17 protein-coding genes are annotated in these 14,607 nt (G+C 70.9%); 7 read left to right on the top strand and 10 right to left on the bottom strand.

Annotation, left to right across the window (positions count from 1 at the left end):
• Nucleotides 1-337: 337 nt before the first annotated feature.
• The 3 genes from IE237_RS18565 to IE237_RS18555 are packed head-to-tail and all read right to left on the bottom strand — an operon-like array spanning nucleotide 338 to nucleotide 1,910.
• Nucleotides 338-1,015: a 2OG-Fe(II) oxygenase gene (locus IE237_RS18565; RefSeq protein WP_189803123.1), complete on the bottom strand. Its 678-nt coding sequence runs from the start codon at nucleotides 1,013-1,015 to the stop codon at nucleotides 338-340.
• The gene (locus IE237_RS18560) at nucleotides 1,012-1,401 is read right to left on the bottom strand and encodes a tail fiber domain-containing protein (protein ID WP_189803351.1); all 390 of its coding nucleotides are present in this window, start codon (nucleotides 1,399-1,401) and stop codon (nucleotides 1,012-1,014) included. The genes IE237_RS18565 and IE237_RS18560 overlap by 4 nt, the downstream gene beginning before the upstream one ends.
• A gap of 2 nt (nucleotides 1,402-1,403) precedes the next feature.
• Entirely contained in the window at nucleotides 1,404-1,910 is a 507-nt protein-coding gene (locus IE237_RS18555; RefSeq protein ID WP_229842753.1) for a hypothetical protein, read from the bottom strand.
• 643 nt (nucleotides 1,911-2,553) lie between these two features.
• On the opposite strand from IE237_RS18555, the gene IE237_RS18550 reads away from it, so the two are divergent.
• The 5 genes from IE237_RS18550 (at nucleotide 2,554) to IE237_RS18530 (ending at nucleotide 6,482) form a co-directional block, all read left to right on the top strand.
• Nucleotides 2,554-2,757, top strand: coding sequence for a cold-shock protein (locus IE237_RS18550; RefSeq protein ID WP_189803121.1), 204 nt, complete (start codon nucleotides 2,554-2,556; stop codon nucleotides 2,755-2,757).
• 253 nt (nucleotides 2,758-3,010) lie between these two features.
• Entirely contained in the window at nucleotides 3,011-4,522 is a 1,512-nt protein-coding gene (locus tag IE237_RS18545) for a DEAD/DEAH box helicase (protein ID WP_189803120.1), read from the top strand.
• 46 nt (nucleotides 4,523-4,568) lie between these two features.
• Entirely contained in the window at nucleotides 4,569-4,976 is a 408-nt protein-coding gene (locus tag IE237_RS18540; protein ID WP_370468202.1) for a CBS domain-containing protein, read from the top strand.
• 49 nt (nucleotides 4,977-5,025) lie between these two features.
• The gene (locus IE237_RS18535; RefSeq protein ID WP_189803119.1) at nucleotides 5,026-5,337 is read left to right on the top strand and encodes an SCO5918 family protein; all 312 of its coding nucleotides are present in this window, start codon (nucleotides 5,026-5,028) and stop codon (nucleotides 5,335-5,337) included.
• 803 nt (nucleotides 5,338-6,140) lie between these two features.
• A complete protein-coding gene (locus tag IE237_RS18530) occupies nucleotides 6,141-6,482 on the top strand; it encodes a MerR family transcriptional regulator (RefSeq protein ID WP_189803118.1) in 342 nt (113 codons plus the stop codon).
• Nucleotides 6,483-6,741: 259 nt separating this feature from the next.
• Here the strand turns inward: IE237_RS18530 and IE237_RS18525 are convergent, their stop codons facing one another.
• The 3 genes from IE237_RS18525 to IE237_RS18515 form a co-directional block, all read right to left on the bottom strand.
• Nucleotides 6,742-7,209 carry a DUF2267 domain-containing protein gene (locus tag IE237_RS18525; RefSeq protein WP_189803117.1) on the bottom strand — a complete coding sequence of 156 codons (468 nt, stop codon included), beginning with the start codon at nucleotides 7,207-7,209 and terminating at the stop codon, nucleotides 6,742-6,744.
• A 61-nt stretch (nucleotides 7,210-7,270) separates the two neighbouring features.
• On the bottom strand, nucleotides 7,271-7,684 hold the full coding sequence (locus IE237_RS18520) for a DUF2267 domain-containing protein (RefSeq protein ID WP_189803116.1): 414 nt from the start codon (nucleotides 7,682-7,684) through the stop codon (nucleotides 7,271-7,273).
• Between the two features lie 100 nt (nucleotides 7,685-7,784).
• Entirely contained in the window at nucleotides 7,785-8,219 is a 435-nt protein-coding gene (locus IE237_RS18515) for an Hsp20/alpha crystallin family protein (protein ID WP_189803115.1), read from the bottom strand.
• 133 nt (nucleotides 8,220-8,352) lie between these two features.
• Between IE237_RS18515 and IE237_RS18510 the strand changes: the two genes are divergently transcribed.
• The gene (locus IE237_RS18510) at nucleotides 8,353-8,991 is read left to right on the top strand and encodes a type III effector protein (RefSeq protein WP_189803114.1); all 639 of its coding nucleotides are present in this window, start codon (nucleotides 8,353-8,355) and stop codon (nucleotides 8,989-8,991) included.
• 603 nt (nucleotides 8,992-9,594) lie between these two features.
• Here the strand turns inward: IE237_RS18510 and IE237_RS18505 are convergent.
• On the bottom strand, nucleotides 9,595-10,869 hold the full coding sequence (locus IE237_RS18505; RefSeq protein WP_189803113.1) for a M23 family metallopeptidase: 1,275 nt from the start codon (nucleotides 10,867-10,869) through the stop codon (nucleotides 9,595-9,597).
• Between the two features lie 457 nt (nucleotides 10,870-11,326).
• Between IE237_RS18505 and IE237_RS18500 the strand changes: the two genes are divergently transcribed.
• The gene (locus IE237_RS18500; protein ID WP_189803112.1) at nucleotides 11,327-12,142 is read left to right on the top strand and encodes a DUF6585 family protein; all 816 of its coding nucleotides are present in this window, start codon (nucleotides 11,327-11,329) and stop codon (nucleotides 12,140-12,142) included.
• Between the two features lie 103 nt (nucleotides 12,143-12,245).
• Here the strand turns inward: IE237_RS18500 and IE237_RS18495 are convergent, their stop codons facing one another.
• The 3 genes from IE237_RS18495 to IE237_RS18485 form a co-directional block, all read right to left on the bottom strand.
• Nucleotides 12,246-12,377, bottom strand: a complete 132-nt coding sequence (locus IE237_RS18495) for an aldo/keto reductase (RefSeq protein WP_440862291.1) — start codon at nucleotides 12,375-12,377, stop codon at nucleotides 12,246-12,248.
• Between the two features lie 306 nt (nucleotides 12,378-12,683).
• Nucleotides 12,684-13,478, bottom strand: a complete 795-nt coding sequence (locus tag IE237_RS18490) for a hypothetical protein (RefSeq protein WP_189803110.1) — start codon at nucleotides 13,476-13,478, stop codon at nucleotides 12,684-12,686.
• Nucleotides 13,479-13,732: 254 nt separating this feature from the next.
• A complete protein-coding gene (locus tag IE237_RS18485; protein ID WP_189803109.1) occupies nucleotides 13,733-14,512 on the bottom strand; it encodes a GNAT family N-acetyltransferase in 780 nt (259 codons plus the stop codon).
• Between the last annotated feature and the right edge of the window lie 95 nt (nucleotides 14,513-14,607).

Genomic DNA, 14,607 nt, shown 5'->3' with positions numbered 1-14,607 from the left:
CCCGGCCTTGACGTTCACGGGCTCCACCGCCGCCGCCCGGGACTCGACGCCGCGGCCGGGCGCGTCCATGAGGGCACCTCGGCTCTGCATCCGAGGCCCCGTGGCATCGTGCCCCATCCGTGCCCTTCGGAACGGTGAACAGCGGTCGACACGGGTATCGCCGGATCACCGAAAGGAGCCGCGAGGAGGGGCGTTTTCGCAGGTCAGAAACCTTATGATCGGTGCCGGCTTCGGTGATTCCCAAGCTTATAGCGCGGGTTCGATTCCCGTCATCCGCTCTTCTACGAAGCCCCAGGTCGGCGACCTGGGGCTTTGTCGTGGTTCTCGGGCCCGCTGCTCACAGGCACTCGTCGTCCCTGCGGTGCGTCGGGTCGGGGGCGCACAGCCAGCCGTTGACGGCGAAGCGGCTGTCTTCGTGCTGCCTTCCGGGGCACACGACCGGTCGCACCTCGTGCCAGGCGGTGGGAAGGAAGAACACGATGCTGTCGTGCTCGGGCTCCCAGTCCCGCCAGGTACGTTCCTCCCACTCTCCGGTCGTCTCGGTGTGCAGCGGCAGGGCGGCGTCGAAGACGCGCAGCTCGCCGCCGCCGAACGGCCGGGGCGTGCGGTGCAGGTAGTAGACGAACGTGAGCAGACGGCGGGGGGAGTACGCGGCGCTGGTGTCCTGGTGCGGCCCGTAGAAGTCCCCGTCATTGTGCACGTTGAGACCGTAACTGGGCTCGGTGTGGCGGCAGTCGATTCCCAGCGTGTGCTCGACTGCCTCCCGGACGTCGTCGATGGCCGCCAGTAGCTCAGACGCCTGGAAGTCGTGGCACGACCGGGACTTGCGCAGGGCGGGGGCCAGCTCCCGGTCCCGGACCAGGGAAGGCCTGAGCCGGTCACCCGTGGAGGCGATGGCACGCTCCAGCAGGAGGCCAGCCGTCCGCTCGCCCAGGAACCCGGTGATGCGGCAGACCGTTACCGGAAGACGCCAGATCGCATCCGTGGACACCGGCGACAGACCGTGCGCCGTCATCGCCCCTCCTCGGACGGAGTCGTGGCCACGGCCTCGCGCAGCATGGCGACTTCGGCCCTGAGCTCCTCCACGTGGCGTTGGAGCGCCTGGATGCAGACCAGGGCCACGCCGAGGCCGTCGACGACGGGGATCCTGGTGTCGTCCCGGTTGAATCCGAAGGCGGCGTGCCAGTCCTGGGCCATGGGCCCGAGGTGACGGACGCCTTCGGGCTCCCACAGATAGCGCCAGGTGCTGACCGGCAGCGCGGCCACGGCATCCAGGACGGCGAAGCCGTTGACCGCGCCGACCGGGGCCACGCCGACGGTGTCCCGTGGACCTGCCGCGGAAGGGTCCGGAGAAGCGTCGTCGGCCGCCCGGGCCCGCCTGCCGAGGATCCGGATCCGCATCGTCACCGGCTCCAGTCGACCGGGACCACGTCCTGCTTGAGCCCACGGTCACTGCAGAGCGAGCAGGGCGCGCCCGGCACCCCGGGCCCCTGGTCGGTACCGACGGTGATCGCGCCGTGGGCCCCGACGGGAGCGTGCACGCCGTCGCCCACGAGCGCGGCTTCGTAGCCGCCGAGCAGCTCCTGGAGGGTTCCGGGACCCAGGTTCTCCGGGGCGGTGATCGAGGCGACACCGTCGTAGTCGGTGAAGGCGGCCCCCAGCGTCCGGCCACCGACGGTGGCGAACACGATCTTCGCCCCCCGGATGGGCTCCCCCGTGATGGCGTCGGAGGCCATCGCGTGGATGTTCTCCAGTTGCATCTGGGTGACGTTCAGAGTCGCCTGGCTGGTCGTGAGCCTGACCGGCTTCAGGCTGGGGCATTCCGCGCCGCTGCACGGAGTGGGCGACGAGGGGGTCGCGGTCGCGGCGACACCGCTTCCCGCCCCCAGCGACGCCAGAGCGGCTGCCATCACCGCGACGGTCCTACGACCGACAGAACCCATGTCCACTCCCTGGGAGCCGCTCGGGCGCGCTCCGAACCGGCGCGGAGGGCCGGGACGGTCCTGGCGCATGCGGCACTCGACCGATGCCGCCCCCGTGGGACGACGCGAACGACCGTAGCCACACCCGTCCGGCGTGCGCGTCCGATGAACACGGGTACGCACCATCTGATGAATCGCCGACGGCACTGTGACGAACGCGGACGATTCATACCGGCCAGCAAGCGCTCACGCGGGCCACGGCAGCGGGCAGGGTGCGGACGGATTCCGATGCCCTGCCGACGCCGCAGGATCGACCGCCCGGCTTCCGAGGCGCTGCGCTCGGAAGACATGAATACCTGCGCTCGCGGCCTGAGAATTTAACGACCACCGCAGGGAGAGTTTTTGTCGGCGACACACAGGGAGAAATATTCGGCCCACACGGGCTGCGGCGACGTGCTACTGTCGAACTCAGTTGCAGTTTTGGTACCCAAAAATTTCAAGCGCCTCCTGTCGGCCGCACGCCGCACGGAAGCGCTTTGTATTTCCGGTCATTCTCCGGGCAGGGCATCATCGCGGCGACACGGCGTCCGTACGGTACGGATTCCGTCGTACTGCCCCAAGGAGATATGACATGGCTGCTGGCACCGTGAAGTGGTTCAACGCGGAAAAGGGTTTCGGCTTCATCGAGCAGGACGGTGGCGGCCCCGACGTGTTCGCCCACTACTCGAACATCGCCTCCCAGGGCTTCCGTGAGCTGCAGGAGGGCCAGAAGGTCACCTTCGACATCGCGCAGGGCCAGAAGGGCCCGACGGCCGAGAACATCGTCGCCGCCTGACACTGACGCGCCAAACGTAGCTGGGGCCCGCATCCTTCGGGGTGCGGGCCCCAGCTGCACGCATTTCTCGGGTCCTCTACTCGAAACCGAGACACCCGCATTTCTTTCGCTCGCCCGCTTGCGCGTCGACAGTCGTTCGACCCGGTTCAGGGCGCTTGCTTTCGCATTTCATTCGGCCCGTGCCTGTGATTCCCGACGCCGCTCATACGCTGCCGGAATTCCTCGATACGCGCCGTATCAAGGAAGGTTCTGCATGAACCCCACACGCACGAACAACCGTTCCTCCCGCACCCGCCGCAACGGCGGTCACGCGTATGCCTCCACCGGAGGTTCACCCCGGAGCAGCCGCTTCGCCTCGTCCGCGCCGAGCCGTTCGGGCGCTCCGAGCCGCTCCGGCGGCCACGGCCGTCGGCCTGGAGCGGTGCAGGGAGAGTTCGCACCGCCGAAGACGATCACTCCGGCGCTGCCCGCCGTCGAGACCTTCGCCGACCTGGCTCTGGACCGGCGTCTCCTGGCCGCGCTCACCGCGCAGGGCGTGTCCGTCCCGTTCCCGATCCAGGGCGCGACGCTGCCGAACTCCCTGGCGGGCCGTGACGTCCTGGGCCGCGGCCGGACCGGCTCCGGCAAGACCCTCGCCTTCGGCCTGGCTCTGCTGGCCCGCACCGCCGGGCAGCTCGCCGAGCCCCGTCGACCGCTGGCCCTGATCCTGGTCCCGACGCGGGAGCTCGCCCAGCAGGTCACCGACGCCCTCACCCCGTACGCCCGCGCTGTGAAGCTGCGCCTGACCAGCGTCGTCGGCGGCATGCCGATCCGCCGGCAGGCGATCGCGCTGCGCGGGGGCGTGGAGGTCGTCGTGGCCACCCCCGGCCGCCTCAAGGACCTCATCGACCGCGGTGACTGCCGACTGGACCGGGTCTCGATCACCGTCCTGGACGAGGCCGACCAGATGGCTGACATGGGCTTCATGCCGCAGGTGACGGCGCTCCTGGACCAGGTCCGCCCCGAGGGCCAGCGGATGCTGTTCTCCGCGACGCTGGACCGCAACGTCGACCTCCTGGTCCGCCACTACCTCACCGACCCCGTGGTCCACTCCGTGGACCCCTCCCAGGGAGCGGTCACGACGATGGAGCATCACGTCCTGCACGTGCACGGCACCGACAAGCAGCGGTTGACGACGGAGATCGCGGCGCGCGAGGGCCGGGTGATCATGTTCCTGGACACCAAGCACGCCGTGGACCGCCTCACCGAGGACCTCCTCGGCTGCGGCGTCCGGGCCGCCGCCCTGCACGGCGGGAAGTCACAGCCGCAGCGCACCCGCACCCTGGCGCAGTTCAAGACCGGACACGTCACCGTCCTCGTCGCCACCAACGTCGCCGCGCGCGGCATCCACGTCGACCACCTCGACCTCGTCGTCAACGTGGACCCGCCGGTCGACCACAAGGACTACCTCCACCGTGGCGGCCGCACCGCGCGAGCCGGCGAGTCCGGCAGCGTCGTCACTCTGGTCACCGCCAACCAGCGGCGCTCCATGACCCGCCTCATGGCCGCCGCCGGGATCGTGCCCAGGACGACCCAGGTCCGCTCCGGCGAGGAGGAGCTCAGCCGGATCACGGGCGCGCGGACCCCCTCCGGGATCCCCGTGACGATCACTGCGCCCCCCGCAGAGCAGCGCAGGCGCGGCGCGGCCCCCCGCAGCCGCCGTGGTCCCGCCGCGGCCGGCCGGCGCGCCGGCGGACGGCGGTCCGTCGTCAGCCCGGCGGCCTGAACACCACGTGATCCGGAAGCTGACCCATCTCCTCAGGAGGCACGTTGTGACGCTGGTCCAGATGCAGCCCCGCCCGCCGCGCCCCGCCCCGGCGCGCATGAGGACGGCCCCCGCCGCGGACACGTCCGGACCGCAAGTCTGCGACGACATGACCGTGGAGGTCGCCCTGGCCGTCATGGCCGGGGCCCGCGCCGGGCACCTGATCGTCTGCGACAACGACGATCAGCGCACCGGTCTGGTGACCCGGGCCCAGCTCACCACCGTCCGTGACAGCCCCGCCTACACGGACCGGCTCCGGCTGCGCGACATCTCCGGCGACGGAGCGCCGCCCACCTCGGCCACCACTTCGACGACCGGGCGGGCCGTGCGTCCCCGCGCGGTCGTCATCCCGTCCGGCGTACGTGGACAGGACGAGGCCCCGGGCGCCCCCGCCCCCCTCCTCGCCCTCGCGTGAACCGCCCCAGCACGGCGGACCCCTTCCCTTCCTCTCCCTGTGAGGCATCGTGCGCTGTGTCATCGCCCGCTTCCCCTTCGACCTCACCAAGAGCGGCGTCCTGGACGCCATGAAGGGCGTCAAGCCCGAGGAGGTCGCCGGCGAGTCCGTGATCATCGGTCGCCGCGTCTACCCCGTCAAGCAGGTCGGCCAGGTCATCACCCGGCAGGACCGCCGCGACTTCAGCGCAGGTGAGGTCGTCCGCGCCATGACCAAGCTCGGCTTCACCTGTCGTGGCCTCCCCCAGCACACCGCGTCGGCCCGAGCCCGCGACCCCCTCGGGCACGCCTCCGCGATGCTCGGTACCCCGGCAGCGGCCTGACCGTGGCCCTCGGGCGAGCATGAGCTGACACTCGGGCAGCCGAGAGGGCCCGACCGGCACCCGCCGGTCGGGCCCTCTCGCGTATCGGTGGGTGGGTCTCCCCGGGGCGGCGAGGTCAGCGATCGGCGCTCCGGGACGCCCGGGGCCGCGATCAGTGGTGCCCTACGGCCTCCGTGGCCGAGGCCGATTACCTCGACGCTGGACACTCAAAAATCTATGTTGGCCAGAGTAGACATTAGTTACTGGCATAGCTATGTTTTCTCTCGTACCCCAGAGAGAAAGTGGGCCTGGCAGAGACGAACTGCCGGCCGCAGTACATGCAGTCGCAAGGCGGTGCGGCAGTGGAGTCTCGAAGCCAGGGTTGTTGCAGGACGGCGACGGGACTGACGGCCGGACCGGGTGGCCCGCGGTGATCAGGGGCCGCCACAGCGGGACCGCGGTCATGGCAGAGGCGGTCCCTGACGGGGTGCAGTTCGCATCACCGGCAGTACGCGGTGGAGCAGTACCCAGCAGTGCGCAGTACCCCCATGAAAAGCAGTTGTTACCAGAGAAGAGAACGGAGGAACCACGCCATCAGGATCGCCCGGGCAGAGTGGTGAGTCCGGGTACCGCAGGACATCGATAGTGAGGTGGTCTCCGGTCACGCAACCGCGATCCCCGCACTCCCGACAGCAACCAGGTCGGGTCGGCGGACACAGAAGGCCGGCGCAGTATCAGGGCCGGCAGGTGGTGTAGTAGTTCCTTCGGGGCCCTGGTGCCGTACGGCACCAGGGCCCCTCGACGCGTTCCGCAGAGAGGTGCAAATGACAGCAGATGACTCGTACGGCCGTCTCGACGACGACGACTACCCCGCCTACACGATGGGCCGGGCCGCCGAATTGATCGGCACCACTCAGAGCTTCCTCCGCGCCATCGGCGACGCCCGTCTGATCACCCCGCTGCGCTCCGAGGGCGGCCACCGGCGCTACTCCCGCTACCAGCTGCGCATCGCCGCCCGCGCCCGGGAACTCGTCGACCAGGGCACCCCCATCGAGGCCGCCTGCCGCATCATCGTCTTGGAAGACCAGCTCGAAGAGGCACAGCGCATCAACGCCGAGTACCGCCGCACAGCGACTCAGCAGTCCGATCACACCGATGCCGACTGAAACGGCTCCAGGCGATCGGTAGGCATGGCGTCTTGCGAGAGGCCATGAGAACACCACCGGGCGGCGGCCGGGCCGGCCGCGGGCACCGCGTTGATCGCGGACGGCGACCGCATCAGGACCGGGTGACGCAAGGCCGTTCCTCATTCCGCCCGTCCTCCATCCCGCCCGGCCAAGGTTCCTCGGCCTGCCCCCGGCCCGTGGGGTGTCGGCGGCCTTCCGCCGACACCGTTGGACGACAGGTCCGAGGAGCGCCCGGGAGTCAGGCGGTGCCGGACCTGTAGTGGGGCTGGTGGAGTTCGGCCTTGCCGAAGAGCAGGGCATAGCCGGAGGGGAGTCGGCTGATGATGCGGTCGATGAGTTCGGGTCCGGCGAGCTGGGCTACGGCGGCGAGGACGGCGCCGACGTTCCATCGGGCGGTGGCGGGGGTGCTGCCGGAGTGCTGGGCGAGGTCCTTGACGAACTCCCATCCTGTGAGGGGTGTGACGGCAGGGATCTGGGCGGTGAGGACCAGAGCGGCTTCGATGGGGAGGCAGGCAGCGAGGTCGACGCGTTCGTCGCCGACGAGCTGTCGCCCCAGAGCGGCGAGTACGGAGCGGATGGCCTCATCGGCACGCTCGAGGGTCGGGTAGGCGCCCTCGTAGCGCACACGCCCGAGCATGGCGGAGTAGGGAGCCGTGCCGGTGAGTCCGGACGCGGGGGCTGCCGTGGTCTCGGTCTGAAGAGTCATGCTGGTGAAGACCACCGTTCTCCTCGGGCCCGGTGCTTCGGCCGGGCGGAGCGAACACGTTTCAACAGGTGTCGGCTGGCCGGGGGCGGTGCGGCCGGCCGAAGAGGAGGTCGTAGCCGGGTGGAAGCTGCAGGAGTATCCGGGCGGTCAGTTCCTCGCCGGCAGCGTCGGCGGCGACGCTGAGGACGGCGCTGACGTCCCAAGCGGCGGTCCGCTCGGTGGCTCCTTCGATCCAGGCGGCCGTCGCGCGTACGAAACGTTCCGGTGAGAGAGGTTCGGTGGCCTGGAGCGGGTTGAGGAGCACGACGGCGAAGGTCTCCGGCAGCCGGGCGGCGAGCGCGGCCCGCACATCGCCGACCAGATGGGCGCCGAGCAGTGCCAGCACGGTGCGTGCGGCGCGTTCGGCCTCCTGGGGCGAGCTGTAGTCGCCGCGCTCCTGGACCTCGTCGAGGAACGCCTGCCATCGCAGTCTCATCACGACCCCCTTCTCGCATCCGTGGATGCGGGATGACGGGGAGCGGAGGGCGGAGGAGGGGGAAAGGCTTCCGTCCTCCGCTCCCGGCTTTCCTTACGGCTCAGCCGCTGATCTGCCGCGGGCCGTCGCCCCGGCCGATGGTGATCTTGCGGGGCTTGGCACGCTCTGCGATCGGGATGCGCAGCGTGAGCACGCCCGCCTCGTAGTCGGCCGTGATCTTCTCGGTGTCGAGGGTGTCGGCCAGCATCAGCTGCCGGGAGAAGACGCCGAGGGGCCGCTCGGACAGCTCCATCTGGACGTCATCGGCCTTCGTGACGGGGCGGCGCTCGGCCTTGACCGTCAGCATGTTCCGCTCGACGTCGATGTCGATCGCGTCCGGCGAGACGCCGGGCAGGTCGAGGGCGATGACGTAGACGTCGCCCTCGCGGTAGGCGTCCATCGGTACGGCGGAAGGTCGTGACCAGGTCCCGGTGGTACCCAGCATCTGCTGGGTGAGGCGGTCGAGCTCACGGAACGGGTCGGTGCGCATCAACATCGCGAAACACCTCCAGTCGGAATCAGGCAGTGACTGCCAATGCGCTTCATCTGACACCGTTGTAACATGTCAACGGAACGACGACAAGTCATACGTCAACGCATGGACGACATACTGAAGAGGGCGTGATTCCGTGACAGGAGCCGACCACCCGGTCACCTTCCATGCGGCCCTCGCGGCCCTGACCGCGATCGACGAAGCCGTACGTGCGGCCCGGTCCACGACCGCCCCCGACAGAACCCGGCACAGCTCGCCGGAGGAAGCGCTCGCCGCACTCCTCCTCCTGCGCGAACTGCGCGAACAGCTCGCCGCATGGGAGCCCGGATTCATCGAGGCCGCCCGGGACGCGGGTGCCAGCTGGGGTGAACTCGCCCACCCGCTCGGCGTCACGAGCCGACAGGCCGCCGAACGCCGCTACCTGCGGGTACGGCCGGGCAGCCCCGGGACCACCGGCGAGCAACGCGTCCAGACGACTCGCGACCGCCGCGCCGCCGATCGCACGGTGACGGCCTGGGCCCGAGGAAACGCCGCCGAGCTGCGCCAGCTCGCCGGGCAGATCACCGCCCTCGACGCCCTGCCCGCAGACGCGCGAGAAGACCTCTCCGCGGCGCTCGCGGACAGCGACCCGGCCCTGCTCCTGGAGCCGCTCGCGCACACCCACGCCCACCTCGCCCCCCTGCGCCCCGACCTGGCCGAGCGCGTCGGCACACTCACCCGGCGCACCGCACACCTCCGCGACGAAAGCGATCAGCGCCGTTCCGGCACCTCATAGACGCAGCCCCGAAGCAGGGCCGCCACAGACGCAGGATGGCCGCAACGCGCCGCAACAGGGCGGCAAGCCCACGCACAGCCAGGACGGTGTGACTCCTGACCCGTGCCCGCCACAACACCTCGTACCAGCCGCAGGCGCCTGAGGCCGCATCGCTCACTGCCTGGTGGGCCGCGCTCAGCCTGGCTCACTGGACACGCGACGGGCCACCCGGCCGACCTCGCGGCGAGCGCCGCGTCCGCCGCCCTGATGGTTGTCATCGGCGAGACCGGCGACTGGGCGCGCCGACGTCGGAAGGCCGGAAGGCCCGGAGTCACCCTCCGAAGAGGCCACGGCTCCCGTGGATCTGAACGGAGGCCCGTGCCACAACGCGCCAGTAGGGGCGGTAAACAGCGGTCACCAGAGGCTTCGCCAAGTCGGCCGAAGCGAGGTCGCCGCTGACCGTTCTCGCAGGTCAGGCGGAACGCACGCACTCAAGCGCCGGGGGATTCCCAAGCTCATAGCGCGGGTTCGATTCCCGTCATCCGCTCTTCTACGAAGCCCCAGGTCAGCGACCTGGGGCTTCGTCGTCGTCCATGCCTCTTCAGGTATCGCGTACCGGTGAGGTCAGAACTCCAGCACCTCGCGGTCGAGCGGGTAGCGCGCGCGGTGCGGTCCGTCGTAGGGCGAGGGCGTGATCGGGAGGACACCGGTGGGCTGCAGGCCCAGGTTGTCGTCCCAGAGCCGGGGTTCGACGTGTCCGACGACGCGGAACTTCCGGAAGGTGAACGGGGGGCTGTCGGTCGGGAAGAACTCGGGCGTCGTCATCACCTGGAAGTGCAGGTGCGGCGTGGTCGAGTTGCCGCTGTTGCCGATCAGCCCGAGGACCCGGCCGGGTTCGACGTGGTCGCCTTCCCGGACCCTGAGCGAGCCGGGCTTCAGGTGCGCGTAGAGGAGGTAGCGGCCGGGCGCGACCTCCACGGTGACGTGGTTGCCGACGGTCTCCTCGATGGGCGGGACCGGCGGCGTGACGGGCGGCGTGTTGTCGGGGATCCCGTCCTGGACCTCCACCACCCGGCCGCCGGCCGCCGCCACGACGGGCTGCCGGTAGCTCAGGTAGCTGGTGAGCCGCGCGGGGTCGCCTTCCCAGGTCTGCCCCTGCTCGCCGACCCGGTACCAGTCGATCGCGAAGCGCTGCGGTACGTAGAAGCGACCGTTGATCGGGCCGAGGCCGCGGCGGTGGTGGGTGTTGCCGCAGCACGACTCGCTGGAGTACCAGGTGCCGGGGCGGACCGGCGCGTTCAGGTTCATCGGCGCGGTGCGGTCGGTCGGGGTGACCTGAACCGTCTCCTCGAACGGGGCGGAGCCGGAGGCGGTGAGGACGGCGCCCGAGAGGTGGTGCTCAAGGACCTTGGGCACCCGCTGGCCGCGGTCGAGGGCCAGGTCGATCCAGACGACCCACTGCTGGGAGCCCGGGATCACGGTCGGCGTCGGCCCCGGCGGCGCCGGCGTGTACCCGTCCGCACCCGGCAGGGGGTCGCCCACCGGGTTGGCGGCATCGGCCAGCGCCTGCCCGCTCAGCGATCCCACCACCCGGTGTGTGCGGGCGTCCCGGACCTCGACACGGTCCAGCCGCACCCGTGCGCTGCTTGCCAGCGCGTTCGTGGTGAGCAGTTCGTACGAGAGGTGCGTCTTGCCGTCCGTGGCAATGAACGGAGCCGGTTCCGTCATCACCGCCGCCGTCAGCGGCGTGAACTGGGGGCCGGGCACCGGCGCGGCCTCGCCTGTGCCGTATCCGGGTGTCGTCGAAGCCGTCAGCATGCCGACCGCGAGCACGGCGGCGGCGAGCCCGCGACGTAGCGGGCCGCGGCCGGTGCGGTTGCGAGGGTGGCGCTCTGCCATGGTGCTCTTCCAGTCGTCGGGTCCGGGACCGCGAAGGGCACCGGCACGCCCCGCGCCGGGGCGCAGGCCCATGTAATCCGGCGACGCGGCGCTCGTCGCGCACAGAGCCGGAGGCCGGTGCCGAACTACACCCGTCCAGCCGCACCGGGCCGCCGGGCGGGAGCCGGTACGTGCCCCATCCGTGCCCTCCAAGGCGGTGAACAGCGGTCACCACGGGTGCGAGCCGAGCCTCCCGGCAGGCCCGCCGAAGGGGCTAGTTCGCAGGTCAGAGGCCGTACGGACGGCCAAAGCAGCGGTGATTCCCGCTTATAGCGCGGGTTCGATTCCCGTCCAGCCGCTCTTCCACGAAGCCCCAGGTCGGCGACCTGGGGCTTCGTCGTTGTCCCGACCGGCTCTACCGGACGCGAACGCCGGACCTCCATAATGTGGCCCTGGTTTCCGGGTGGGGGAGGCTTGGGTGTCGTCGGAGCGTAGTGCCGCACGGGTCCCGTACGCGTTACGTGCCGCAGCGCAGGAGCACGGACTGGGGGCCCGCAAGGGGCTGGTGCAGAACGAGCCGAAGCGCTTCCCGTGGGGTGGTGTGCTGCCCGTGGGCGCGCTCGGAGTGTTCCTGGGGTGGCTGGCCCTCTCGTACGCGATCGAGGACCAGCGGGAGCAGGGCGCCTGGTACTACTCGCTTCCGCTGCTCGTTCTCGCGGCGATCCCGCTGGGGTTCGTCGGGTACTTCCTCTTCGCCTGGCTGTTCCGCCCCCGACCGCCCCAGGTCTGGGTGGGCTGGTACGAGCACGGCGCCCTCTGGCACATCGACCGCGGGGAGACACAGGCCTACACCTGGGACGAGATCGCCTCTGTCACCCGGCAGGACGTCAAGGTGACCAACGGGGTCACCAGCGCCACGACGCACCGGCTGACCATCACGTCCGAGCAGGGCGCCGCGATCGTGGTGGGGGACGAGTTCAGCGGGATGGTCCCGTTCGCCGAGGGCCTCGGCGACGCGTTCAGCCGCGCACGGGTGCCGCGGGACGCCGCCCGGCTGGAAGCCGGTGAACGCATCGACTTCGGCGTGGTCGACATCGACATCTCCGGCATCGGGCAGGGCAGCCGCCGCATCGGCTGGCGGGAGGTGGAACGGGTCGATGCGCAGCAGGGCCGTGTAGAGATCCGCCGTCACGGCGACCGCAAGCCGTGGATGACGCTCGCGGCTCCCGGCTTCCCCAACCTGCCCGTCTTCCTGACCCTCGCCGACGCGCTGCGGCGGCGGCACGAGTCCTGAGGAGCTTGCGACACCCCGCATCGGGGCCCCTGTCCCGCCATCCGCTCTTGAACGAAGCCCCCAGGTCAGCGACCTGGGGCTTCGTCGTTTCCATGACCGCGGCTCAGGTCGGCAGCGCGTCCAGGGCCGCAAGGTCCTCCGGGGTGAGGAGCAGGTCGGCTGCCGCGGTGTTCTCCTCCACGTGGGCGACCGAGGAGGTGCCGGGGATCGGGAGGACCACCGGTGACCTGGCCATCGTCCAGGCGAGTTGCGGGCCCTGGCGACCGGTCATACGGACGAGGCGGCGTCCCGCCGGCTGGGCGTGTCCCTGCGCACCTACCGCCGCCGGGTCGCCGCCCTCATGACCGCCCTGGACGCCCGGTCCCGCTTCCAGGCCGGCCTGCCCGCCCGCGAGATCCTCGGCCGTCGCTCGGACACCTGACGGTGCCCGAGCGACCGGAGACAGCAACGTGCCCGTGCGGCGGTGAACAGCGGTCACCTCGGGCGGCGGAAGCGATCCGAACCAACCGGCCCGGCCCGGGCTCGCCGGCCGCGGCGGGTGTCACGGGCTGGTGCACACCACCGTGGCGCCCAGCGAACGCTGGACGCTGTCGGTGTTCGTGGCGCGGATCGTCCAGCCGGTCGCGGTGGGGAAGGACGCGTTGTGGAGGACATTCGGATGCCCGAACCCCCCTCCTGCGGTCGGTACCTGGCCGGCCGGGCACTCGGCATGGGCCGATCGGGTCTGGCTGGCCGGCACGGGCGTGAGGGTGCTGGTTCCGGCGAGGGAGTGCGGCCGGTCGGAGCACCGGACGAAGGCGATCACCCCGGACCGGACGAAGCCCGTGTTCTTGGCCCGCGCGTTCCAGAAGGCGACGGACGGCTCACCCAGGCTGAGGAAGTTGCGGTGCTCCGCGGCGGCGCCGCCGCCGGCCGTGACCTGACCCTGCGGACAGCCCGCGCCGCTGATCGCCGTGTCGCCGCTGACGAGGTTCCCGACCTGATGGGTGATGGTCGGATCCGAGGTGCACACCACCAGGGGGGTCACCGTGCGCGGCCCATCGCTCAGGTTGTGGACGCGGACGTCCCACCCGGTCCCGCCCGGGCTCGACTCGCGGATGAACACCCCGTTGTCGGGGGTGAGCCGGACTCCGCCACCGGTGGACGTCTGACCGCTCGGGCAGATCACCCTCGGCAGTTCACGCGCCTCACCCGCCGCCAGGGTCACGGACGGGCCCTCCGCCCGGGAGACCGCGGGTGCCGCGCGCCCGCCGGCGTCTCCTGCCGAGGCGGCGGGAACGGCCAGGGAAAGGAAGATGCCCGCTGCTGCCAGGGTGGTGATCCGGTTGTGCCGCATCTGATGCTCCTCTTGATCGGGGACGACGACACTGCTGGCTACCCGGTCCCCGACAGCACCTCCCGGGCGCGCCTCAGGTCCACCCGGGCGGACGGAGCGCGGCGCACCCCTGCCCGGCGAACACGCGTCGCGAGCCCCGCCGAACGGCCCAGCGTGAGGCGAACGAGCGGCCCTGGCTCCGCTTCTCCCACGTGAACGAAGCCCCAGGTCGGTGACCTGGGGCTTCGTCGGTGTCCGGGGCTTGGGGCCGGTCGCTACGGTGTCGCGGGAGTGGAGGCCCACCAGGTGGAGGGCGCCGCGACGGTGTAGCCCAGGGACTCGTACAGCGGCCTGCCCAGCTTCGATGCGGTGAGGGTGACCGGCAGGTCCGCCAGGGGGGCGAGGGAGCCGAGCATGACGGCCCGCCCCACGCCACGCGACCGGAAGGCCGGGGACGTACCGACCCAGTAGTGGCTGCCGACGCCGTCGTCCACGACGCTGACGCAGGCCCCCGCGGCCACGCCGTCGGCCAGGGCGACGAACACGTCCACGCCCGGCTGCTCGATCAGCGTCGTCGGGAACAGCTCGCCGGGGCGGTAGGGCTGGAACCCGGTCAGCTCGAAGCCCTCGATCACGATCCGCTCGGCCGCCCGGAGGTCCTCCGGCCGCCGCACCTTGATCACGTCCAGCGCCGGTGCGTCGACGGGCCCCGGCGGGCGCAGCATGACCGGCATCTGCCAGTGGCGCATGGACAGGTGGCTGAGGTCGGTCGAGCCGAACGGGTCCTCGGCGTTCACCGGGCCCGCGGCCCGGCGGACCAGCTCGCTCAACTCGGCCAGTTCGCCCGGGTCGAGGTCGGGTTCCTGGATCAGGATCCGCGTGCCGGCACGCTCGTCGCCGTCGACCGCGACGAATCCGCGGCGCCGGACGACCTCGTGCCCCCGGGATCGCCCGGTCGCGGTCCAGAGGGCGGCGGAGTTACGGGCCTGACGCGTCGGCGCCTCGGCCAGGGTCACGGACGCGGACCGGTCGGTCGCAGGAGATCTTGTCGTCATTACGCCTACCGTAGTGCGCAGTTGACCCTCCACACAGGCCAATTCCCTGCGGTCCGACTGGGCCACCTGCGGTGGGCGACGTCCCGGTCAGGACC

Source organism: Streptomyces tanashiensis (genome assembly GCF_014648895.1).
Taxonomy (GTDB): domain Bacteria; phylum Actinomycetota; class Actinomycetes; order Streptomycetales; family Streptomycetaceae; genus Streptomyces; species Streptomyces tanashiensis.
This window is presented reverse-complemented; position numbering and strand designations above follow the sequence as displayed.

Coding starts and splice junctions, on each gene's coding strand:
- IE237_RS18565 (WP_189803123.1), bottom strand. CDS start 1,015: ATGACGGCGCACGGTCTGTCGCCGGTGTCCACGGATGCGATCTGGCGT.
- IE237_RS18560 (WP_189803351.1), bottom strand. CDS start 1,401: ATGCGGATCCGGATCCTCGGCAGGCGGGCCCGGGCGGCCGACGACGCT.
- IE237_RS18555 (WP_229842753.1), bottom strand. CDS start 1,910: ATGGCAGCCGCTCTGGCGTCGCTGGGGGCGGGAAGCGGTGTCGCCGCG.
- IE237_RS18550 (WP_189803121.1), top strand. CDS start 2,554: ATGGCTGCTGGCACCGTGAAGTGGTTCAACGCGGAAAAGGGTTTCGGC.
- IE237_RS18545 (WP_189803120.1), top strand. CDS start 3,011: ATGAACCCCACACGCACGAACAACCGTTCCTCCCGCACCCGCCGCAAC.
- IE237_RS18530 (WP_189803118.1), top strand. CDS start 6,141: ATGACAGCAGATGACTCGTACGGCCGTCTCGACGACGACGACTACCCC.
- IE237_RS18525 (WP_189803117.1), bottom strand. CDS start 7,209: ATGACTCTTCAGACCGAGACCACGGCAGCCCCCGCGTCCGGACTCACC.
- IE237_RS18520 (WP_189803116.1), bottom strand. CDS start 7,684: ATGAGACTGCGATGGCAGGCGTTCCTCGACGAGGTCCAGGAGCGCGGC.
- IE237_RS18515 (WP_189803115.1), bottom strand. CDS start 8,219: ATGTTGATGCGCACCGACCCGTTCCGTGAGCTCGACCGCCTCACCCAG.
- IE237_RS18505 (WP_189803113.1), bottom strand. CDS start 10,869: ATGGCAGAGCGCCACCCTCGCAACCGCACCGGCCGCGGCCCGCTACGT.
- IE237_RS18495 (WP_440862291.1), bottom strand. CDS start 12,377: ATGGCCAGGTCACCGGTGGTCCTCCCGATCCCCGGCACCTCCTCGGTC.
- IE237_RS18490 (WP_189803110.1), bottom strand. CDS start 13,478: ATGCGGCACAACCGGATCACCACCCTGGCAGCAGCGGGCATCTTCCTT.
- IE237_RS18485 (WP_189803109.1), bottom strand. CDS start 14,512: ATGACGACAAGATCTCCTGCGACCGACCGGTCCGCGTCCGTGACCCTG.